The sequence below is a fragment of the Herbaspirillum sp. CF444 genome, assembly GCF_000282135.1.
Lineage (GTDB): Bacteria > Pseudomonadota > Gammaproteobacteria > Burkholderiales > Burkholderiaceae_D > Herbaspirillum.
Genome location: NZ_AKJW01000093.1, coordinates 1 through 22,507, shown reverse-complemented (window position 1 = coordinate 22,507; position 22,507 = coordinate 1). Strand labels below are relative to the sequence as shown.

At 62.2% G+C, this 22,507-nt stretch carries 20 protein-coding genes and 1 pseudogene; 11 read left to right on the top strand and 10 right to left on the bottom strand.

Annotated elements, in window-relative coordinates; all coding sequences use genetic code 11:
• Positions 1-208: 208 nt before the first annotated feature.
• The 4 genes from PMI16_RS21480 to PMI16_RS21465 all read left to right on the top strand — a co-directional run bounded on the left by PMI16_RS21480 (position 209) and on the right by PMI16_RS21465 (position 3,723).
• Positions 209-1,453 (top strand): DNA-binding protein, encoded by a 1,245-nt coding sequence (locus PMI16_RS21480; RefSeq protein ID WP_034381738.1) that lies wholly within the window; start codon positions 209-211, stop codon positions 1,451-1,453.
• Between the two features lie 63 nt (positions 1,454-1,516).
• Positions 1,517-2,188, top strand: a complete 672-nt coding sequence (locus PMI16_RS21475) for a Vgb family protein (protein WP_007883548.1) — start codon at positions 1,517-1,519, stop codon at positions 2,186-2,188.
• Between the two features lie 152 nt (positions 2,189-2,340).
• Entirely contained in the window at positions 2,341-3,126 is a 786-nt protein-coding gene (locus PMI16_RS21470; RefSeq protein ID WP_007883547.1) for a DUF899 domain-containing protein, read from the top strand.
• A 15-nt stretch (positions 3,127-3,141) separates the two neighbouring features.
• Positions 3,142-3,723, top strand: a complete 582-nt coding sequence (locus PMI16_RS21465; RefSeq protein WP_007883546.1) for a hypothetical protein — start codon at positions 3,142-3,144, stop codon at positions 3,721-3,723.
• A 21-nt stretch (positions 3,724-3,744) separates the two neighbouring features.
• Here PMI16_RS21465 and PMI16_RS21460 read toward each other — a convergent pair whose 3' ends face one another.
• Entirely contained in the window at positions 3,745-4,641 is an 897-nt protein-coding gene (locus PMI16_RS21460) for an SDR family oxidoreductase (protein WP_007883544.1), read from the bottom strand.
• Between the two features lie 40 nt (positions 4,642-4,681).
• Complete coding sequence (locus PMI16_RS21455) at positions 4,682-5,428, bottom strand: SDR family oxidoreductase (RefSeq protein WP_007883542.1); 747 nt, start codon at positions 5,426-5,428, stop codon at positions 4,682-4,684.
• Between the two features lie 163 nt (positions 5,429-5,591).
• Here PMI16_RS21455 and PMI16_RS21450 point away from each other — a divergent pair, with 163 nt between their 5' ends.
• From PMI16_RS21450 to PMI16_RS21435, 4 genes are all read left to right on the top strand, one after another.
• A complete protein-coding gene (locus PMI16_RS21450; RefSeq protein ID WP_007883536.1) occupies positions 5,592-6,497 on the top strand; it encodes a LysR family transcriptional regulator in 906 nt (301 codons plus the stop codon).
• A gap of 267 nt (positions 6,498-6,764) precedes the next feature.
• Positions 6,765-7,835 (top strand): SMP-30/gluconolactonase/LRE family protein, encoded by a 1,071-nt coding sequence (locus tag PMI16_RS21445; protein ID WP_007883530.1) that lies wholly within the window; start codon positions 6,765-6,767, stop codon positions 7,833-7,835.
• 319 nt (positions 7,836-8,154) lie between these two features.
• Positions 8,155-9,312 (top strand): DUF3142 domain-containing protein, encoded by a 1,158-nt coding sequence (locus PMI16_RS21440; protein WP_237719914.1) that lies wholly within the window; start codon positions 8,155-8,157, stop codon positions 9,310-9,312.
• Position 9,313: 1 nt separating this feature from the next.
• The gene (locus tag PMI16_RS21435) at positions 9,314-11,836 is read left to right on the top strand and encodes a hypothetical protein (protein ID WP_237719913.1); all 2,523 of its coding nucleotides are present in this window, start codon (positions 9,314-9,316) and stop codon (positions 11,834-11,836) included.
• Positions 11,837-11,908: 72 nt separating this feature from the next.
• Here the strand turns inward: PMI16_RS21435 and PMI16_RS21430 are convergent.
• Positions 11,909-12,655: pseudogene (locus tag PMI16_RS21430) on the bottom strand (YoaK family protein); the annotation flags it as partial.
• A gap of 241 nt (positions 12,656-12,896) precedes the next feature.
• Here PMI16_RS21430 and PMI16_RS21425 point away from each other — a divergent pair.
• Positions 12,897-13,805 (top strand): polysaccharide deacetylase family protein, encoded by a 909-nt coding sequence (locus PMI16_RS21425; RefSeq protein WP_007883525.1) that lies wholly within the window; start codon positions 12,897-12,899, stop codon positions 13,803-13,805.
• Between the two features lie 376 nt (positions 13,806-14,181).
• On the opposite strand, the gene PMI16_RS21420 is transcribed toward PMI16_RS21425, so the two are convergent.
• From PMI16_RS21420 to PMI16_RS21395, 7 genes are all read right to left on the bottom strand, one after another.
• Entirely contained in the window at positions 14,182-15,564 is a 1,383-nt protein-coding gene (locus PMI16_RS21420) for an alkaline phosphatase family protein (protein ID WP_007883524.1), read from the bottom strand.
• A gap of 92 nt (positions 15,565-15,656) precedes the next feature.
• On the bottom strand, positions 15,657-16,505 hold the full coding sequence (locus PMI16_RS25075; protein ID WP_007883522.1) for a lipase family protein: 849 nt from the start codon (positions 16,503-16,505) through the stop codon (positions 15,657-15,659).
• 70 nt (positions 16,506-16,575) lie between these two features.
• A complete protein-coding gene (locus PMI16_RS21410) occupies positions 16,576-16,983 on the bottom strand; it encodes a hypothetical protein (protein WP_007883520.1) in 408 nt (135 codons plus the stop codon).
• Between the two features lie 135 nt (positions 16,984-17,118).
• Positions 17,119-17,271 carry a hypothetical protein gene (locus tag PMI16_RS26090; protein WP_157212743.1) on the bottom strand — a complete coding sequence of 51 codons (153 nt, stop codon included), beginning with the start codon at positions 17,269-17,271 and terminating at the stop codon, positions 17,119-17,121.
• A gap of 131 nt (positions 17,272-17,402) precedes the next feature.
• Complete coding sequence (gene lipA / locus PMI16_RS21405) at positions 17,403-18,374, bottom strand: lipoyl synthase (protein WP_157212742.1); 972 nt, start codon at positions 18,372-18,374, stop codon at positions 17,403-17,405.
• A 20-nt stretch (positions 18,375-18,394) separates the two neighbouring features.
• Positions 18,395-19,051, bottom strand: coding sequence for a lipoyl(octanoyl) transferase LipB (lipB, locus tag PMI16_RS21400; protein WP_007883516.1), 657 nt, complete (start codon positions 19,049-19,051; stop codon positions 18,395-18,397).
• A 79-nt stretch (positions 19,052-19,130) separates the two neighbouring features.
• Positions 19,131-19,478 (bottom strand): DUF2917 domain-containing protein, encoded by a 348-nt coding sequence (locus PMI16_RS21395; RefSeq protein ID WP_007883514.1) that lies wholly within the window; start codon positions 19,476-19,478, stop codon positions 19,131-19,133.
• A gap of 177 nt (positions 19,479-19,655) precedes the next feature.
• On the opposite strand from PMI16_RS21395, the gene gcvA reads away from it, so the two are divergent.
• Complete coding sequence (gene gcvA, locus PMI16_RS21390; RefSeq protein WP_007883512.1) at positions 19,656-20,573, top strand: transcriptional regulator GcvA; 918 nt, start codon at positions 19,656-19,658, stop codon at positions 20,571-20,573.
• Between the two features lie 375 nt (positions 20,574-20,948).
• The gene (locus tag PMI16_RS21385; protein ID WP_007883511.1) at positions 20,949-22,490 is read left to right on the top strand and encodes a methyl-accepting chemotaxis protein; all 1,542 of its coding nucleotides are present in this window, start codon (positions 20,949-20,951) and stop codon (positions 22,488-22,490) included.
• The last annotated feature ends 17 nt before the right edge of the window (positions 22,491-22,507 follow it).

The following is a 22,507-nucleotide window of genomic DNA, read 5'->3' as shown; positions in this document are numbered from 1 at the left end:
CCCCCCCCCCCAGCCGTTCCCGAAGGGTTGCTGCCGGAAAGCGCACTGGCGGCGTTGCATGGCTTGCAGGTGGGCCCGCCACCTGCTACGCCACGCGCCTTGCCAGCACGCTTTCCGGCAGCAACGCATCTCGCAGATTTAATGTGAACAGGCCCTAGTGCCGTCCGGCAGGTCTCGCGGGCGCAACATCCCGGTGTATCCTCTCGCCATGGATTCCCTGATCGCCGCCTCCGCGCGCGCGCTCGCCGCCGGCGATGCGCTTGGCGCCCTCAAACACGTCGCCCTGCGCGACGACCCGCCGGCGCTGGCCTTGCGCGGCATCGCCATGGCCCAGCTGGGCGAGCTGTTGCGTGCACGCGAGTTGTTGCGGCGCGCCGCGCGCGGTTTCGGCGCGCATGAAGAATTGTCGCGCGCGCGCTGTGTCGTCGCCGAGGCGGAAGTGGCCCTGGCCGAGCGCGACATCGGCGGTTCGCCGCGCGCGCTGACGGCGGCGCTGGCGACACTGGAGGCCCATGCCGATCGCGCCAACGCCATGCAGGCGCGCCTGATCGCGGCGCGCCGGCTTCTGTTGCTGGGTCGCCTGGCGGAAGCGGAGACCACGCTGGCGCAACTCGATGCGCGCGGCTTGTCGCCGTCGTTGGCCGCAGTGGCCGAACTGACGACGGCGGAACTGGCGCTGCGTTCCCTGCGTATGGAACCGGCACGGCTGGCGCTTGCACGCGCCCAGGAAGCCGCCCGTCACGCCCGCGTGCCGGCACTGCTGGCGGAAGTCGCCGATGCGCAAGCCATGTTCCATCGTCCCGCCGCCCGCCGTCTGCTTGCCGGCGATGAACAAAGCCTGCGCCTGGATGAAGTCGCCGCCTTGCTTGCCTCCGACACGCTGGTGGTCGACGCCTGCCGCCGCAGGATTGGTATCGGCGTTGGCGTCGGCGCCGCCTGGCAGTCGCTGGCGCGGCGGCCGATGCTGTTCTCGCTGGCGCGTGCGCTGGCCGAAGCCTGGCCCGGGGAAATCGACCGCGAAGCACTGATCGCCGGCGCCTTCCGCACGCGCGATCCCGACGAATCGCATCGTGTCCGTCTGCGCGTCGAGATCGGTCGCCTGCGCGCGCTGGTCGCCTCGCTGGCGCAAATCGAAGCGACGCCGCGCGGCTTCGTCTTCAAACCGCTTGATGGCCGCGCCGTGGCCGTGCTGGCGCCGCCCATCGCCGGCGATCAAGCCTCGCTGGCGGCGCTGCTGTCCGACGGCGCCGCGTGGTCGACCTCGGCGCTGGCGCTGGCCCTCGGCGCCAGCCAACGCACCGTCCAACGTGCGCTAGCCGAGTTGGAGGCCGAAGGACGCGTGCGCTCGATCGGGCGGGCGCGCACGCAGCGCTGGCTGTCGCCGCCGTTGGCAGGAATCACAGCAAGATTCACGACAATCTTGTTACTCCCCGCTGCGCTGCCGATGGAATAAAGTTGTCCCAAGTTGTTTTGCAGCGCCAATGAACGGCGCAAACGAGCTACCAAGGAGCCGACCATGACCCAGAAAAGCAGCAACGCCGACGTGCCGACCCATCCCGCCGAAATCGTGCGCGAATACGGCCCCTTCCCCGGCACCGACCGCGTGGCCGGCGTGACCCATGACGGCCGGCACGTGTGGGCCGCCACCGGCGCCAAACTGATCGCCTTCGATCCCGCCAACGGAGAAACCACGCGCACGCTCGATCATGCCTGCGACGCCGGCACCGCCTTCGACGGCACCTACCTCTACCAGATCGCCGAACAGCGCATCGACAAGATCGATCCGACCAGCGGCAAGGTGCTGGCGTCGATCCCGGCGCCGGGCCACGGCGGCGACTCGGGACTGACCTGGGCCGAAGGCAGCCTGTGGGTGGGCCAGCATCGCGATCGCAAGATCCACCGCATCAATCCGGCCACCGGCGCCATCATCCGCACCATCGATTCCAACCGCTTCGTCACCGGCGTGACCTGGGTCGACGGCGAACTGTGGCATGGCACCTGGGAAGCCGAAGAAAGCGAACTGCGCCGCATCAATCCAGACACCGGCGCCGTGCTGGAGCGGCTGGCGATGCCGCCCGGCGTCGGCGTCAGCGGGCTGGAGTCGGACGGCGCCGACCTGTTCTACTGCGGCGGCGGCCTGAGCGGCAAGGTGCGCGCCGTGCGGCGGCCGAAGGCAAGCGGCGCCTGACCGGCCGCCGGCCGGGCGCAGACGCCTTCTGCTGACGCCCGTTTTCATTTCATCCAGCAACAACGATCTTGTCGGCCTCACGGCCGGGATCGCGCACGTCCATCGATAACTTCATCTGCAACCTTAATGACTCTTTAAACCAGGAGAACATCATGAACACCATCGCCGACAAGGCAGTTACCGTGAACCACCCCATCGTCTCCGCCGAACAATGGCTGAGCGCGCGCAAGACGCTGCTGGCGCGCGAAAAGGAATTGACGCGCCTGCACGACGAGATCGCCCGCGAACGCCGCGCGCTGCCGTGGGAACGCGTCACGAAAAACTACGTCTTCGACACGCCCGCCGGCCGGCGCACGCTGGCCGAACTGTTCGACGGCCGCAGCCAGTTGCTGGTGCAGCACTTCATGTTCGGACCGGGTTGGGAACAGGGTTGCCCGAGCTGCTCCTTCATGGCGGACCATGCCGACGGCATGAACGTGCATCTGAAACAGCGCGACATCACCCCGGTCGCCATCTCGCGCGCGCCGCTGGCCGAGATCGAACGCTTCCGCCAGCGCATGGGCTGGCAATTTCCGTGGGCGTCTTCGCACGACAGCGATTTCAACTTCGACTTCGCGGTCAGCTTCACGCCCGAAGAACAGGCCCAAGGCGAGGTCTATTACAACTATGGCACGCGCTTCTTCCCGGCGAGCGAAGCGCCCGGCATCAGCGTGTTCTGCAAGAACGACGCCGGTGAAGTATTCCATGCCTATTCGGCCTATGGCCGTGGCGTGGAAGTCATGATCGGCGCCTATGCCATGATGGACCTCACGCCCAAAGGCCGCGATGAAGGCGACTCATCCCACAGAATGGCGTGGGTGCGCCATCACGACCGCTATGAATCGACCGCGGCCAAACCTGCGGCAATGGGCGGCGCATGTTGCCATGCCCGCACCTGAACGCGTGGGCGTGTCATGTCGACGCTCTGGCCGTGGCTGGCGGTTGCAGGCGCAGGCGCCCTGCACGGATTGAACCCATGCACCGGCTGGATGTTCGCCGCCGCATGGGGCCTGCGCTCGCGCAATCGGCTGCAGGCGCTGCGCGCGCTGATGCCGATTGCCGCCGGCCATGCGACATCGGTCGCCCTGGTCGCTGTTGCAGTGGCGCTTGGCGTGGAGATGGAGCGCATCACGTGGAAAATCACGGCCGGCATATTGCTTGCCGCTCTGATTCTGGGCATCGCCTATCGCTTATCCGGACGCAGCGACCAACAACGCCGGACGCCGACAAGTCATGTCGGACTGGCGCTCTGGTCGTGCATGATGTCCACCCTGCATGGCGCGGGATTGATGCTGGTGCCGGCGCTCGTGCCCCTGTGCCTGAGCAATTCGCCGGCGCGTGAAATAACCGCCTCCGGTTCGCTGCTGCTGGCGCTGGCGGCAGTCGGCGTGCACATGGCGGCGATGCTTGCCGTGACCGCCATGATGGCTACCGCAACCACCTTGGTCGCCGGAGTGCGCCGCCGCACCGGCGGCGTCGCGCGCCTGTTGCACTGAGCTTGCTCGCCGCGATGAACTTCAGGCAATCACCGCGGGATGCAACAGATCATCGATACCGATGCGCCGTGCGAACTCTTCGCGCACGCGCTCGGCGACGTCCGTCACGGCGCCCGCACCGTCGTCGATGAAGTCCACCACGGCGCGGAACGGGCGCTGACCAGCGGGCAGGTTGACGATGCGCGTCATCTCATCGGCGACCGCTTGCGGATCGGCATGCTCGGGCGACAACGCCGACAGCCGCGCGCCGACCTGATCCATCAGTCCCGCATAACGCGCATAGGCGTCGGCCGTCTTCTGGTCGGCCGGTTTTCCGGCATTGGGGAAGTGATCGGTGCCATGCGTGAATGCGCCCGGCACCATGATCGAGGTTTCGATGCCGAAGCGCGCCAGTTCATACGACTGCGTCACGGCGATGGAATCCATCGCGGCCTTGGCGGCGGCGTACGGCCCCATGAACGGCGGAAAACCGCCGCGCACCGTGGTGCTGCTGACCCACAGCAGCAGCCCCGACTGGCGCACACGCATATAAGGCAACGCAGCACGGTTGACACGCTGCGCGCCGAGCACGTTGGTGTCGAAGACCTTGATCATTTCTTCCGGCGTGAAGGCTTCGGTCGGACCGACCACCAGGTGACCGGCGTTATGCACGACCACGTCGATGCGGCCTTGCTCGCCGATGATCTGCGCGGCGGCGGCGTCCGCCGACTCTTGCGACAACACGTCCAGTTCAACGGCGCGCACATCGAGGCCGCGCGCAAAACTCCAGTCCTGCAGCTCGCGCACCTTGGGCGCGTTTCTGCCTTGCATGTCGCGCATGCCGGCGTAGACGGAATGACCGGCTTGCGCCAGCGAGCGCGCGGTGAGGTTGCCGATGCCAGCCGACGCGCCAGTGACGAGGATGACTAATTTGTTCATGATGGTTTCCTTCGTATGCGAGATGCGTTGAATTTCTGCTTCAAACAAGGCCGCCGTTTGCGCGCAGCGTTTGTCCATTGATCCAGCTGCCTGGCGCCGCCAGAAAACTCACTGCCTTGGCAATGTCATCCGGCGAACCCAGACGTTCCAGCGGCGCGGCCTTGGACAAGCGGTCAATGACTTCCTGCGTCTTGCCGTTCAAAAACAACGCGGTGGCGGTCGGTCCCGGCGCGACGGCGTTGACGGTGATCTGCTTGCCGCGCAACTCCTTGGCGAAGATGTTGGTCATGACTTCGATCGCGCCCTTGGTGGCGGCATAGACCGCGTAGCCCGGCATGGCCAGGCCGATCACGCTGGTCGAGAAGTTGACGATGCGCCCGCCCTGCTGCAGGCGGGTGGCGGCAGCGCGCATGGTGTTGAAGCTGCCCTTGAGGTTGACGGCGATCAGGCGGTCGAAGGTGGCGTCGTCGGTGTCGGCCAGCATCGGCAGGTTCGGCGGCATGATGCCGGCGTTGTTGACCAGCACGTCGACGCGGCCGAAGGCGGCAATCGCGTGGTCGAACATGGCGTCGACGGCTGCCGGATCGGCGACGTCGGCCTGGATGGCGATGGCTTTGCCGCTGCCATTGCCGGCGACGATGGCGTCGACCACCTTTTGCGCCTCGGCGGCGTTGCCGGCGTAGTTGACGACGACGGCGTAGCCTTCCTTGCCGAGTTGTCTGGCGATTTCAGCGCCGATGCCGCGCGAGGCGCCGGTGACGATGGCGACTTGTTGTGCTTGTTCCATGATGTGCTCCTGATGGTGGATAAATGGGTGGCTTGTTTCCTTGTGACCGCTGCTCAGCGAATCAGTGAAGCCATTGTGGACCGTGGTTGATTTTGGATAAATATGCTTAAATTGCGATAACTATTCAAAAATCACCAACAATCTTTACCAAAGAAACCCGGCCATGGATCGTTTCGACGCAATGCGCGTATTCACCCGTATCGTGGAGCTGGGCAGCTTCACCAAGGCGGCCGACGACCTGCACATCCCGCGCGCCACGGTGACCCACACCATCAAGCAGATGGAAGCGCGGCTGGGCGTGCGCCTGCTGCAGCGGACCACGCGCCAGGTCAGCACGACGCTGGACGGCAATGCCTATTACGCGCGCTGCGTGCAGCTGATGGCCGATCTGGAAGAAACGGAATCCGCCTTCAGCGCCGCCGCTTCCAACCCGCGCGGCAAGGTGCGCATCGATTTGCAGGAATCGCTGGCGATGCATTTCATCCTGCCGCGGCTGCCCGAGTTCTGCGCGCAGTATCCGCAGATCGAGCTGGAAATCGGCATGGGCGACCGCGCCGTCGACCTGGTGCGCGAAGGCTACGATTGCGTGCTGCGCGCCGGCGAGCCGCGCGACTCCAGCCTGGTGATCCGGCGCGTGGCGCGCCTGCTCCAGGTCACGGTGGCCAGCCCGGCCTACCTGGAAAAACACGGCGTGCCGGATTCGCTGGAAAGCTTCGGCACGCATCAGGCGGTCAATTATTTCTCGTCGGTCAGCGGCAAGATCCTGCCGTTCGACTTCGTCGTCGATGGCGAAACCTACAACCTCAGCCTGCCCGGCCAGGTTGCCGTGAGTCATGCGGAGGCTTATGTCAGTTGCTGCGAAGGCGGCCTCGGACTGGTGCAGTTGCCGCGTTATCACGTGCAGCAGCAACTGGCGGAGGGTCGCCTGGTGGAGGTGATGGCGGCATTCCGCCCGGCGCCGATGGCGGTGTCCATCCTCTATCCGCATCAACGCCAGCTGTCGCGACGCGTGCGCGTGCTGGTGGACTGGATGGCGGATCTGATGCGTCAGGGCGAGAACGGGGCCTGAGCTCGCGGGCAAATTTCCCGAGCGGAAAATTTGCGTTGCCAATCCGCATCCATACTTATATGATGTACGATAACATATAAGTATGGACAGGCCTGCTCAACGCCAAGGCCTGCCACCCAGGAGACAGCATCACCCTCTTTGCGACATGCCGCACCGGCATTGCCGTCGCAACCCATGCCTATATGGATCAAGCCTGATTTCTCCTGGTTGCCGGGCCATGTCCGCGCATCGGAGGCGTCGGTATTCTTTCCCCACATGGAGATCTCGATGAATCAAGAAGCCAAGAAGAAAATTGCCGGTTTCGACGCAACTCGTCGTACAACATTGTTCGGTGGCTTGGCCCTAGCCGCCACCGCCCTGACCGCCAGGGCGCAGAGTTTCGACTTCAAGGCCAGCCAGCGCTACCCCGATCCCAACGTGCAGGTGCTGGACAACAGCTTCCTGAAATACCGCCTGTACAGCTCGACGGTCGAGCAACTGGCGACCGGCTTCCGCTGGGTCGAAGGCCCGGTCTGGTTCGGCGACGGCCGCTACCTCTTGTTCAGCGATATCCCCAACAACCGCATCATGCGCTGGGACGAAGTCACCGGCACGACCTCGGTATTCCGCAATCCGGCCAACTTCACCAACGGCCTGGCGCGCGACCGCCAAGGCCGCCTGATCGCCTGCGAGCACCTGACCCGCCGCATCACCCGCACCGAATACGACGGCCGCATCACCGTGCTGGCCGACAACTACAACGGCAAGCGCTTCAACTCGCCCAACGACATCGTCTGCAAATCGGACGGCTCGATCTGGTTCACCGATCCGCCGTTCGGCATCGCCGGCGAATGGGAAGGCGACAAGCAAGCCTCGGAACTGCCGCATGCGGTGTATCGCATCGACGGCCAGACCGGCAAGCTGAGCCTGATCACCGACGCGCTGGCCGGCCCCAACGGCCTGGCCTTCTCGCCCGATGAAAAAGTCATCTACATCGTCGAATCGCGCGCCACGCCGAACCGCCTGATCTGGGCTTATCAGCTGACCGACAACGGCACCAGACTCGGTTCGCGCACGCTGGCGGTCGATGCCGCCGGCCCGGGCGCGATCGACGGCTTCAAGGTCGACGTCGACGGCAACCTGTGGTGCGGCTGGGGCAGCAACGGCGCGCTCGACGCCAACGCGGCCGAGCTCGACGGCGTGCGCGTCTTCACGCCGCAAGGCAAAGCCATCGGCCACATCCACCTGCCGGAACGCTGCCCCAACCTGGTGTTCGGCGGCGCGAAGAAAAACCGCCTGTTCATGGCCAGCAGCCATTCGCTGTACGCGGTGTATGTGGATACGCGCGGCGCGGTTTAATCACAGCACACCCAAGCCGCTGCAACATCAACAATACCTTGCGCGCTGCATCGCCCGATTTGTCGATCGGATAATGCAGCGCGCTTCTGCAACATCCGCGAATAAATCCGACACGCCTCAGCGCAGCGTCAGACGGATAAATTAGAATGACGGCCAGTGACGCACTCCTGCGGACAATGCTCTGCCTGCGTCAACTCCCAACCGGCAATCCCACACACCACACATGCTGCGCTGCTCAACATTCGGCTTGCACCATCGCTACCGATATCGGCGCCTGCGTGAGATTTTTCTTCTGCTTGCGCTGTCCTTGTGCGGCGTCATGCTCGCCGCCTGCCAACGCACGCCGCAAGTCCTGCCGCAGCAGGCTTATATCTGGCAACGCCAATGGAGTCCGGCGGTTGGCAACGCGATGCAAGCCAGCGATCAGTTGGTCGGCGGCTGGCGCGTGCTCGCCGCGGAGTTAAGCGCACAGCGCCAGTGGAAAACCGCCTACCCCGACTGGCAGGCGCTCCGAGCGACCACGCATGCCATCGTGATGGTGGTGCGGCTGGACGGCCAGACCGACAGTCTCGACGCCGCCACGCAAACCCGTATCGCCGCTCTGCTGGCGCGCTGGCGGCAACAGGACGTGCCGGTGGCGGGCGTGGAAATCGACTACGACTGCCCGACGTCTCAGTTGCCGGTGTATCGCAACTTTCTCGTCGGCCTGCGGCAAAGCCTGGATCGCGACACCACGCTGTCGATCACGGCCTTGCCGACCTGGCTCAGCAGTCCCGAACTGAACAAGCTGCTGGCCGTGGCCGACGAGTCCGTGCTGCAGGTGCATGCCGTGATGAATCCGCGCCAGGGCCTGTTCGACGCCGAGCGCGCGCATGCCTGGCTGAAAGCCTATGCGAAGCAAACCGCGCATCCCTGGCGCGTGGCGCTGCCCTCTTACGGCACGCGCGTGAGCTGGGACGACAACGGCCGCATCAGCGCGGTGGAAAGCGAACGACCGCTGCTGGCCTCCGGCCATGCCTCGCAGGAACTGGCGGCATCGCCGACGGCGGTGAGCGCCTTCCTCGCGCAACTGGATAAAGATCCGTCGCCGGGGCTGATCGGCGTGGTCTGGTTCCGCCTGCCGACCGAGGACGACCAGCGCAACTGGAGCCTGCCGACCTGGCAAGCCGTGCTGGCGCGCCAGCCGTTGAAGTCGGCCGTGACGGTCGAAGCGCTGCCCAACGCGCAAGCCGGCCTGCATGACCTCACCCTGCACAACATCGGCAATGCCGACAGCGCGCTGCCGCCGGTGGTGCGCATCGATGCCGCGTCAGCCTGCGATGCCGCCGACGGCATCAACGGCTACGCCCTCGAGGCGGACGCCAAAGGCAAATATCTGCGGCGCACGCGCGAAGGACTTCTGCGCGCAGGCTACCAGCGCAACATCGGCTGGGTGCGCTGCCAGCAACAAGACATCCAACTCCATGTGGAACGCTAACGTGAACAGTAAACCGCTTCGCCTTGCCGCCGCATTGGCGCTCCCTTTCGGCGCCGCCGTGGTGATCGCTTGCGGCCCCGATTTCCCCTTGCAGGTGCTCAATGATCGCGCCGGCACCCTGAAAGCGACGCCGGCCAATTCCTTTGCTTACGAAGCCGCGCATCTGGCCAGGAGCAGCGACAAGCTGCAAGCCAACGAAAACGACGGCGCGTACGCTGCGCCCGGCAAACTCAGCGCGGCCGACGCCGCCGATGCGGCGTTCATGACGCCCGCCCAGCGTGCCCAGCTCAAGGCCGTGCGCGCCCTCAAGGATGGCGATGCGGCGTATGCGCAAGGCGCCGACTTGCCGCCCGCGGTGCGTTTGTATGCTGCCGGTGCGGTGGATTATCTTGCCGCAGGCGCCGCCCGCGCACGTGCGCAAAAACGCTTCCAGGCCGTGCTCGACCTGCCCAGGGACGACGGCGACAAGCGCGCCGTGTGGGCTGCCTACATGCTCGGACAAAGCCATGCCGGCGCGATGTCGGGCGCCGGCAACAAGCCGGCGGAAGAACGCGCCAAGGCAACCCAGGCGTACACGCTGGCGCGTGCGCGCGCGGCGGCCGGCGCGCCCGATCCCAACGGGCTGGCGGTGGCCAGCTACGGCGAACAGGCGCGCGTGTTTCTCGTCAAGGGCGCGACGCCGTGCGGCTACCTCGACTTCGTCAACGCCACGCCGTGCGCCGACGACGTTCCCGCGGCGGACCTGAAGCAAGCCATCCATCTGTATGCCGAGCAGGCGGCGCGCAATTCCGACAGCGGCGTGCAATCGCTGCGCAGCATCGCCGCCTGGGCGCTGAGCGACCCGGAGCGTGCACAAAAGCTGATCGACGACCCGCTGTCGCAACGCCTGCTGGTCAGCTATGCGCTGGCGCGCGTGGGCGACATGAACGGCGACGATGCCAGCCAGCCGGCCGAATACGATATCTGGGGCGGCGGCTATGGTTATGTCGACGCCGCCAGAGGCGCTAAAGACGCCAGGGTCAATCCGGTACTGCCGTCGCTGGTGGCGGCATTGGAGAAACAAGGCATCGCCCTCATTGCCGATGCCGACCGCGTAGCCGCGCTCGCTTACCGCAGCGGCTACTACGATCTGGCCCAGACGCTGGCGGACCGGCAGCGCAGCGCGCTGGGCAGTTGGGTGCGCGCCAAGCTGGCCTTGCGCAAGGGCGACGTCGCGACGGCGGCGCAAGCCTATGCGGAAGCATCGAAAGCCTTTCCGCAAAACGATGCCAGCGTCGAGCCCGCCTCGCTCGGTCTGATCAAGGCCGAGCAAAGCGTGCTGACGCTGTCGCGCGGCCAGTACGTCGAAGCCTTCGACCAGTTGTACAACGTCACCAGGGCCGGCCAGACCCGCGAAAAAGAGGGCAGTCTCAGCCACCCGCTCTACGGCGATTACAGCGGCGACACCTGGTACCTGGCGGAGCGCGTATTGACGGTCGATGAACTCAAGACCTATGTCGATGCGCACGTCCCGGCGACACCCGTGCCGGCGCCGCCGCAGAAGCTCCCCGCCACGCCGGACAAGCCGTATTACGAATGGCTGAGCGCGCATCCGGCGCAACTTTCCGACTACCTGCGCCGGCTGCTGGCGCGCCGCCTGGTGCGCGAGGGACGCGTCGCCGACGCGCTGCCCTACTTCCCCGACGACCAGGACTTGCGCTACGTCGATGTCGACGAGAATTACTACACCGACGGCAAGCGAACGCTCGCCACCTGGCGCTATCGCGCGACGGCCAAGGAATATGGCGATGCGCTCAACGACGCCAAGCATGCATGGCGCGCCGTGACGCGCGCCGAAGCCTGGTACAAGGCCGCCACGCTGGCGCGCCGGCGCGGCATGGAGATCATGGGATACGAAGAAGCGCCCGACTACGCCGGCCTCGGCGGCATGCTGGCATTCGGCATCGGCCGCACCGAGGTCCGGGAATATCCGCACGGCGATACGAGCAAAGCGCCCCTCGTCAAAACACCCGAACAACGCGCGGCCGCCGATCTGCCGGGACCATTCGTCACCGCGGACGAGCGCAAGCGCTACGCCGCCAGCGAAAGCAAACCCAACGTGCGCTATCACTACCGCAACATCGCCGCCGACTACATCATGAAAGCCGCCGACGAACTGCCGCCGCGCTCGCAGGCTTTCGCTGCGGTGCTGTGCCAGGGAGCTGGCTTCGTCTACTACGACGCCGCGCTGGCGCCGACGCTGTACCGCCGTTACGTGAAGCAAGGCGCGGCCGTGCCGTTTTCCGCGGACTTCGGCCAGAACTGCGTGGAACCGGATTTCAAGGCGGCGGGACGTTTCCCGTACGTGCAGGCGTGGAAGAAGACGCGGCATTGGGTGGCGACGCATCGCGCCCTCGGCGTCGCGCTGCTGGTCGCGCTTCTGGCCGGCGCTGCCGCGCTTGGCGTGATTGCGGCCCGCGCAATAAAGCGCCATCGATCGGAGCAAAAATCGGGACCAAAAAATGCGGAGGCAGCACAGGACTGAAACGACGCGCGGATACCAGAACGCATCTCCTAAGAACCCATTTCATCAGTAGGCGTGAGATGCGTTCTATTGACGCCGCTGCAGGCTCCGCCGCACATCATCGAGTACCGGCACCAGCGTGACCAGGATCAGCGTCGCCGCCAGCGGCAGCGTGAAGGTGAAACCGATGTGACGAAAACCGAGCGCGCCCACCACGCCGCCGGCGAAGAACAGCAACACCAGCGTCGACAGATTCCTGAGCTTGGCGACATCGGCACGCACGCGCATGTCGGGATGACGATTGCTGTTCCAGTACAAAGCCTTGCCCAGTTCGATGCCGATATCGGTAACCATGCCGGTGACATGGGTGGTGCGGATTTCGGCATGCGAAAGTTTGGTGATCATGGCGTTTTGCAAACCCATGATGAAACACAGCAACATCACCGTCACCGGCACGAACAGCCATTCGACGCTGGTGATGTTGCCGCCGAGCAGCGCGAAGAACAGCAGCAGGATCGCTTCGGCGATCAGCGGCATGGCGTACTCCGCCTCCAGCCGCCGCTTGCGCGCCCAGTTGATCATCACCGCCGAACACGCCGCCCCGGCAATGAAGAAAAACATGCTGGCCGCCCCCGCCATCAACAGGCCGACCGCGCCGATGGCCACGTCCTCCGCCATCAGCGACAGGATGCCCGACATGTGCGACGTGAATTGCCCGACCACCAGAAACCCGCCCGCATTGATCGCGCCGGCAATCGCCGAGAGCACGAAGGCAAGATGCCGGTTGCCGGTCAATGTACGGTTCTTTCCTGCGAGGCTTCTGAGATAGGAGACGGACATGGCGGCTCTCGGGTCTTGGCAATGGGATCAGAATGGCGCCTGGATCAGGCATCGGCGCATCATGTTGTGCGAGTATAGCGCCGTGTCGTCGTGGGCGGCGCGGCCGTCCGGACACCAAGGCTTTGCCGCCGCAGGTGCCGATTCAGTTTGCAACAGCTGCTCAGGTATAATCGCCCCGCCTCCGTGCGGCTTTTCCGTGGATTTGTCGACACGACGGATGGATAAATGACAGGTCTGCAACTTGAAACAACTCTCCACCGCATCGTCCGTATTCTCAGCAGTTGCCGTCGCGCTCATCCTGAGCGGCTGTATTGCGCCGCCCATCGCGCTCACGCCGCTGACCGAGCAGCGCCTGCGCGTGCAGGCGCCGATTCGTTTCTTGCTGACCTTTGACGATGGCCCCAGTGCATCCAGTTTTGCCAATCCGACACTGTCGATTCTCGACGACCTCGCCGACAACCCGATACAACCCGGCATCAAGGCGGTGTTTTTTGTACAGACCCGCGCCCATGGCGCCGGCGGCAGCGAACTCGGGCGCCAGATCATGCGGCGCGAACATGCTGAAGGTCATATTCTGGGTTTCCATACCAGCACGCCGGGGCATACCAATCATCGGGATCTGAGCCCGCAAGCCCTGGAACAATCGCTCACCGACGGTAGCGCCGACATCGCCGCCGTCACCGGCGCAGCACCGGTTTTTTTGCGTCCGCCGTTCTGGAATTTCGATCAGCGCACTTTCGCCGCGTATCAGCAGCATGGCTTTCATGTGCTGATGACCGATGTCAGCCTGAATGACGGCAAGATCTGGGGCTACAACTTCAGCCTGCGTCGCCGCTCGAATATCGTGCGGCAGTTGTCCGAGGTGCGCGAACGCATCGCCGACGGCGAGTTGCCGACGGTCGATGGCGTGATCCCGGTGGAAGTCACCTTCCACGATCTCAATCGCTACACCTCGCGCCATATGCAGGAATACATGCAGATCCTGCTCGACAGCGCGCAGGAAACCGGCCTGACGGTGGCCGCCAAGCCGTTCTACGACGACAGCGCGGCATTGCGACGCGCTGTCATGGCGCGCACGGTCACTGACCGTTCCAAGCCCTTGCATTTGCCGGGACTGTGGGCGTGGATGTGGGATGGCAATTCACGCTGAGCACATTAAGCAGTGCGATTTGAAATTGAAAACACAATAAAAAACGGCCTGGTTCATTGAAGAACCAGGCCGTTTTTTACGCCGTATCACGACTACTTGCTGCCGGCGAAAATGACTCATGCGAATACACTAAGTCACTGAGATTTTGGGCCGAATTTCTTGATTCCTTGCATTAAGCAGATGAGGTTTTTTTGCTTGGTTCGCGAGGCAACATTCTTTAGTTCATGCGGCGATTATGTCAAATAGCCGAGTAGGACATGGATGCAATGACACCATCGTTTTCTGCTGTTATTTTGCCCTTCCTCTGCTAAGCCTCGCATAGGTTGGCGCCACGATAAATTGATTGAGCTGTCTGCACTGTCCAATCCGATCGCGGTCACGGCAACAACTTCCCGAGTACGTTGCGAATGAATGGCAAGACTTCCCCAGGACTTGCCGCCGTTGGAACCGTTGGCTTGAATCCGCCGGCCAGAGAGGCTATATGGTCGGCAACCGACACCCCATGGATGAGCGGCGCAAGGCGAGCTGCAGCCTCGTGCAGCCCGGTTTGCATGTCGTTCAACGGCGCCAAACGCGCCTGATCCAACGCTAGCGCATTGTCTGATGCCGGCGATTGCAGCGCTTGTACGACATCTCTATCGTCGTTCGATAACACATCCAGATTAAGGACTTGCTCCAAAGTAGGCGCATACTCATCGCGTTGCGTCAGCGCCTGGCTTATGCCAAATCGCCGGCGCAGTGTGCTGATGATTGACGTGTGGTCGTATGGTTGAGTTCCCGGCGCCGCCCTGAGCACCGTTCCCCGCTTGATCAATGGCGAGACGATGACGGCCGGGATTCTCACTCCATAGCGATCGAATGCAAACGCCTGACCCTCCCTGGGAGCGGCCGGCGGTACGGCTTTTGGAGGCAGGACATGATCATAGCAGCCACCATGCTCATCAAATAGCACGACCAGCAACGTCTTTTCCCAACACGGCGAATTTCGAAGCGCATGGTAGATCGTTGCGACCAGTTGATCGCCGTACGTAATGTTGTGAGGCGGATGCATATCATTCGGCCAATCCGTATCCGCAAAATAACGTGGCTCGATAAAAGAATAGGATGGAAGATGGCCATACTTGGCATCCTCCAGGAACTCCGCAAATGGCCGGAAATGGTCCAAATGATTCCAGAGCTTACTCAGCGTCAAGGCCTGCGGGAAGTCGTGAAAATATATCTCCCATCCATTCGGTGCTTTGCCGTCGATGGCATTGAATATGGTTGGCATGTCATACGGGAAGTGTACAGGGCTATTGTTTTCATAGCCGTTGGCTGTCGCCGCATGTACAAAGAACCGGTTTGGCCAGGTCTGGCATGGAGCGGACGCGTACCATTCGTCGCAGACGGCATAACTGCGTGCAAGTGCAGTCAAAGCCGGCACTTGGGCCGGCGTAAAGTAATGCATGATGTCTTTTGCAGCCCCTCCTTGGGCGACATAATTTTTGGCAAACCCATTCATCAGCGGCGGCGGAGAATTGATCCCGATCTGTTGATTGATGTCGGTAAATAATTCACCAGGGTCCGGCGTTGGAAGCCAGGCATCCCCCGGGCCTACCGGAGCGTTCCACACTTTTACAGTACCTCCGGCTCCATCAGGGTTGGTTTCGTTACCGGTAAGCCCGTTGATGTCGTCTCCTAGTGAACCAAGCAGATTATCAAAGGACCTGTTCTCCAACATCAGCACCACGAAGTGGTCAATATCATTCAGTGACGGCATGTTTCCCCCTTTTTATTGCGCAAGTTCAGACAATTGACCTGCCAGTTATGTTGGGTACTGTATGGCTCCGGCCAAGACGCCGATAATGCTGGTCAGGACTCCTTGCCCTTCAGTACTGCACGCACATAATTGATGGGAGCATGATCCGCGAGGTCGCGTATCGGGACATTGCCGGTTCGCCATCCTTGTTCAACGATGTAAATGGCTCTGGCTATCTCCCGATCTGCTTTTTTCGATTCCGAGGCAGCGTTTGACGGCATGTCACCAAACCTGTCGATATAGCGTTCGCCATTTAAATGCTGATAGCCCAATTCGGGAGGCGGCAACTCAGTGACGAGATCACAGCAGTCTACATAGCGCTCCACAGATCTATCGGCAAAACTGTCGGCAAAGTCTGCATCGCCCACCCGGGGCGAGCCAAAAGTGATTAAGTTCGCATCCTTCAACTTTGCAGCTGCAAGGGTGGCCAGCGCGGCGCCGAGACTGTGGCCGGTGACCCAGACATTCCCGGCGCCGGAATTCTCCGCCCAACTGCGCACCTGGTCCCACACACTGTGGAACGCATTCGCAAATCCCGCATGTACTTTGCCCGAGCCCGTCCATTCGGTAAGGATTACGTCCAGGTCCGTTCCCAAATCGGTCGGATCATTGGATTGTGTCCCCCGAAATACAATGAAGGCGGACGACTGATCTAATGTAGTGGCCGCAAACGCTTGTGTTCCGGTCCCGGCATTCGTAAAGAACGTCGGTTCGCCAATCCCGACGGAAGCAAGCACGTCTTGCAAAGTCTTCCGGTCTTGATCGCTCTCTTCAAATTTGATATATGCCAACCGGGACAATTCCGCACACGTAGGAACAATTGGCCATCTCTGGTCTTGTTTGAAAAGTGACGGTTGCAACTCCGGGTGCAAAAGTGCCGTTCTTGACGCGACGTAGTCCATCTTCCCTCCCAATAAACTATCTTTCCCTTATTTTCGATAGACATCGAACTCATGAGTTACGCATGCAAGATCACGACTTGCCGGCCGCTTGCTGACGTTTCGATGCGATAAATATCACCCCAATACAAACAGCTGTGACAACGCACCAGTAAAAGAAACCTATGGAAAATAAGGATGAGGGCTTCAGGCTATCAAGCTTGTAACCTTGAGATATCGCGGCGGTCATCGCGATATTTGCAAAATCGTTTAATTGCTGCTGTCCTAAAAACAGCGCGCTAAAATTTCCAGCGCAGAAAACAAGATAGCCGCAAACAATGGTTGAGACTTCTTTCATTGACTTGGTTGCTTTTTCGCTGCCAATGGTGAAACCGAGCACAGCAAGAGTAAACGTCGAGAAATAGCTCCAGAGCTTATCAACTTGCGAATATTGGGTTTGATAAAGATCTAATGCCTCTTTAAGGCTAAGCAATTCTGTCATATGGTTCCCCCATAAATAACATGGCTGCGTAAAATCTTACTTCCCAATGTTGAGGCGGGTAAATTTCTGAGTCTTATGCGACATTGGATGCGTTCTTGCTTATTCTGTAATGCGCAACATTTGCCATTGATCAGACTACGCGATCACACGTGACAGATGAAGGAGAACGGATGGCTGCTTGCGGCGAATCATGCGATTTGGAAAGGCGATCTCACCCAACCAGTCGATGCGCCAGCCATGCCCGTCGGCGGGCAAGACGGCGATCGTCAATGCATTTGCTTCTGCCATCCGTTAATTCGTTATTCAGCTCCCCAGCTGAAAGTGACGAATACATTCGTCACTTTATTATTTAAGCCTCACCCGCTTATGGAAAATCTCAGCGTCTTCCAGATATTCTCATAACCTATACCACTCACAAATCAACCAACCAGGCCGTGCGCCTGCTGATCCGCGTGATAGCTCGAGCGCACCATCGCGCCGACCGCCGCGTGCACGAAGCCCATCTTGTAGGCTTCTTCTTCGTACATCTTGAAGGTGTCGGGATGCACGTAGCGGCGCACCGGGAGGTGGTCGCCGCTGGGCATCAGGTATTGGCCGATGGTGAGCATGTCGACGTTGTGGGCGCGCATGTCGCGCATGACTTGCAGGACTTCTTCGTCGGTTTCGCCGAGGCCGACCATGATGCCGGACTTGGTCGGGGTGTTCGGGTGCAGGTCCTTGAAGCGCTTGAGCAAGTTCAGCGAGTATTCGTAGTCGGAACCGGGACGCGCTTCCTTGTACAGACGCGGCGCGGTTTCGAGGTTGTGGTTCATCACGTCCGGCGGGGCCATCTTGAGGATTTCCAATGCGCGGTCCATGCGGCCGCGGAAGTCCGGCGTCAGGATTTCGATGCGGGTCTCGGGCGACAGTTCGCGCACGCGCTGGATGCAGGCGGCAAAGTGGCCGGCGCCGCCGTCGCGCAGGTCGTCGCGGTCGACGCTGGTGATGACGACGTAGCTCAGCTTGAGCTGGGCGATGGTGCGGGCCAGGTTTTCCGGCTCATTCGGATCGAGCGGATCGGGGCGGCCGTGGCCGACGTCGCAGAACGGGCAACGGCGGGTGCACTTGTCGCCCATGATCATGAAGGTCGCGGTGCCCTTGCCGAAGCATTCGCCGATGTTGGGGCAGGACGCTTCTTCGCACACCGTCACCAGGTTGTTGGCGCGCAGGATGTCCTTGATTTCGTAGAAGCGGGTGGTCGGCGAGCCGGCCTTGACGCGAATCCAGTCGGGCTTCTTGAGTTTTTCCGCCGGCATGATCTTGATCGGGATCCAGGCCGTCTTGCCGGCGCCCTTTTGCTTGTCGGTGGGATTGCGCAGCGTCGGCTCGGCGGAAGTGATGTCGGTAGTCATAGTAGTGATTTCTGTGGCCATCAAGTCGATGGCGATAAAGCAAAATGCTCAACAAGTTTGTCGGCCAGCAGCGTTTGCACGTCGCCCAGCGCAGCGGCGACGTCCAGCGTCTGCATGTCGACGGTGGCGAGGCCTTCGTAGCCGCAAGGGTTGATCCAGGAAAACGGCGCCAGATCCATCGCCACATTGAGCGACACGCCGTGATAGGTACAACCGTTGGCGCGGATTTTCAAGCCCAGCGCGGCGATCTTGGCGCCCTGCCACGGCCCCGAACCGACATAAATGCCGGGCGCGCCCTGCTTGCGCTCACCGGCGAGATTATACGCCGCCAGCGTGTCGATTACCGCCTGTTCGATCTTTTGCACGAATTCGCGGGCGAACAGGCGCGCGCCCGGATGGTTGCGGCGCAGGTCCATGAGCAGGTAAACCACCACCTGGCCGGGGCCGTGGTAGGTGACTTCGCCGCCGCGGTCGGTCTGGATGACGGGAATGGCGTGGGGATTGAGCACGTGGGCCATGTCGGCGCCCAGGCCGAGGGTGAAGACCGGCGGGTGTTCGACGATCCAGAGCTGGTCGGGGGAATCGGCGGTGCGGCTGTCGGTGTAGGCGCGCATGGCGTTGAAGCTGGTTTCGTACGCCTCGACGCCGCGGTGGATGATCTGTGGAGCGGTTCGCATGACGGCAAGTGTAACGAAAAACCCGGATCGCCGCCCGCGCCGCGGGGATTGTCCAGGCGGCAAGTTTTTGCTGAAAACCTTACCGGCCGCAGCTTCCGGGCGCTTCGACGGTCTTGGTGCGGCTGCCGAAGCGCCGCATCATCGCAGTCAGGCGCCGCGCCAGACCGCCCAGGCGCACCGCCCAATGGCGGCGGCACAGGCCGACCTGCAGCTTGCTGGCGGTGTTGACCGATTCGATCACCACCAGGCCCTGCCCGGGAAGGTCCAGGCTTTGCCCGCCGGACAGCCAGTAATCGGTGCGGCCGCCTTCGATGGTCACCCAGACGCGGCCGCTGCCGACTTGCAGGCAAACCGGGCGCGTGACCTGCAGCGACGTCACCTCGCCGGATTGCAGCCGGATTTGCCTTCTAGTGAAAATATTTTGCATGACGCCACCTCTTGGAACTGTTGTTTCCGGGATGCCGGATCGCTTGGTTGTGCTACGGTTCTCGTTGCTTTGCGAATAAAATTGCTTTGTCGATGGAAGCATTCTAGTCATCGCCACCGGCAAACCAAAACGATATATATTCCCGCTTCTTACTAATTTTTCTCACAAGAAGACGCCATGGCCGACTTTCGGAAACTGCCCAATCTTGCCGCCTTGCGGGCTTTTGAAGCGGCCGCGCGACACGAGAGTTTTTCGCGCGCGGCCGACGAGATCCACGTGACGCCGGGTGCGGTCAGCCATCAGATCCGTGCGCTGGAGGAAGAGTTGGGGCTGCAGTTGTTCACCCGCAACGGCAAACGCATCGCCGTCACCGACAGCGGCCAGCGCTTCGCGGCGTCCATCCGCAAGGCGCTGGGAGAAATCGCGGCGTCGGCCGATGTCCTGCGGGAACAAAGCCGGCAGCAGCGGCTGGTGGTGTCGTCGCCGCCCTCCTTCGCTTCGCGCTGGCTGGCGCCGCGGCTGTGGAAGTTCGTCGACCGCCATCCCGGCATCGAAGTGGTGTTGCAATCGAGCAGCCATCTCAACGACCTGGCCCGCGACGGCATCGACGTCGGCGTGCGCTTCGGGCTCGGGCATTACCCGGGGTTGAAGTCGGAGATGGTGATGGAGGATTTCTACTATCCGGTCGCCAGCCCGCACTATCGCCAGGGGCGCCTGCCTTCTTCGCCGCAGCAGTTGCGCGACTGCACGCTGTTGCGCATGGATGGCCTGCAGGAATCCTGGCTGCCATGGTTCGCACTGGCGGGGCTGGATCTGCCCGATCCGGCCGGCGGGCTGGTGACCGAGGATTCCTCGCTGACCTTGCGCGCCGCCGCCGACGGCGCGGGCGTGGCGTTGACGCGCCACGCCATCGCTTCCCAGGAAATCGCCGCCGGCGAACTGGTGCGCCTGTTCGACATCGCGCTCAGGAGCGACCGCGCTTACTATTTCGTCACCGTCCCCAACGCGCCCACGAAGCCGCAGGTGCGTCATTTCCGCGAGTGGCTGGAAGAAGAAATCGCCCTCTTCAGATCGCACGGCCGCTGGCCCCGCTGAGTCGTGGCGCAACGCGGCCGCAAATCATTAAATACCGCGGGAAAGCCTCTCTGTTCATCTGCTTGTAAAGCCATCGGATACTCTATCGTATGCATATAAGAGCGGCAAACGATAATTGCCGACAAGCATGTGCATTTGTTTGCTGGAGACGTCGCCCGGATTACCGCCGTCGCGACAGGCTGCAAAGGCAATGCCGACAAACCCTCTCCTCTGTTCGCATGCGCAGCGCCGATTGCTATTCGCAAGACAGGCCACCTGCGCCGGTTGCCGCATCACGGCCTCTGGTTTCACCGCTTTTGTTTCACGGCTTGTCGCCGCTTTTTGCGTCCGACATCGGCTGCATCGCGTTTCACCCGTTTCGTCAGGAGATCGAACATGAAAAATCTAAAAATCGGCGTACGCCTCGGCATCGGCTTTGTCGTCATTCTGATGTTGATGGTCGTCATGCTGGGCATCAGCGTGTGGCGCCTGCAGCAGATCAATGGCGCCGTCGTGTCGATGACCACCGACTCCATCGTCAACGAGCGCAATGCCAACGAATGGCTGGCCGTGATTCGCGAAAGCGGCATCCGCACGCTGGCGGTGATCAAGACGGAAGACCCCGACGCGCAGCAGTATTTCCAGGCGCAGATCACAGCGGAATCGGCGCGCATATTGCCGATCCGCAAAAAGATCGAAGAGGTCAACACGGCGCCGCAAGAGGTGGCGCAACTGGCTGAAATCAACAAGATCCGCGACGGTTATCAGTCCACCCGCAATGAAATCTTCAAGCTGAAAAAAGCCGGCGATCTGGAAGCCGTCAAAAAAATGACCACCGAAAAACTGCTGCCGCAATATGGGGCATATACCGGCGCCGTCGCCAAGTTCCGCGACATGCAGCGCCAGGAGATCACCAACTCGGCCAATGCGGTGAACGACAAGTACCAGTCCAGCCGCAACTTCCTGATCATCCTCGGCGCCGTTGAACTGGCGCTGGGCGGCGTGCTGGCCTGGTTGCTGACGGTCAGCATCACGCGCCCGCTGACGCAGGCGGTCGGCATCGCCGAAACGGTGGCGTCGGGCGACCTGAGCTCCAGCATCGTTTCCGAAGGCAAGGATGAAACCAGCCAGTTGCTGACCGCGCTCAAGACCATGAACGACAACCTGCTCAATATCGTCAGCCAGGTGCGCGTGGGCACCGACACCATCAGCACCGCCTCGAGCGAAATCGCCAGCGGCAATCTCGACCTGTCTTCGCGCACCGAACAGCAAGCCGGCTCGCTCGAAGAAACCGCCTCGGCCATGGAAGAGCTGACCTCGACCGTGAAGCAAAACGCCGACAACGCGCGCCAGGCCAATCAACTGGCCGTGTCGGCATCGGAAGTCGCGCAGCAGGGCGGCAACGTGGTCGGTCAGGTGGTCGACACCATGGGCTCGATCAACGACTCGTCGCGCAAGATCGTCGACATCATCAGCGTGATCGACGGCATCGCCTTCCAGACCAATATTCTGGCCTTGAACGCCGCAGTGGAAGCCGCACGCGCCGGCGAACAGGGTCGCGGTTTCGCGGTGGTCGCATCCGAAGTGCGCAGCCTGGCGCAACGTTCTTCCGCCGCCGCGAAAGAAATCAAGACGCTGATCGACGACTCGGTGTCGAAGGTCGACGTCGGCAGCAAGCTGGTGCAGCAGGCGGGTGAAACCATGAGCGAAGTGGTCGCCAGCGTCAAGCGCGTGACCGACATCGTCGGCGAGATCAGCTCGGCCAGCCAGGAACAGAGCGCCGGCATCAGCGAAGTCGGCCAGGCGATCACCCTGATGGATGAAGCAACGCAGCAAAACGCGGCGCTGGTGGAACAAGCGGCGGCGGCGGCACAGTCGCTGCAGGATCAGGCCGGACGGCTGGCGCAGGTGGTCAGCATCTTCAAGCTGGCGCGCTAGGGCCTGTTCACATTAAA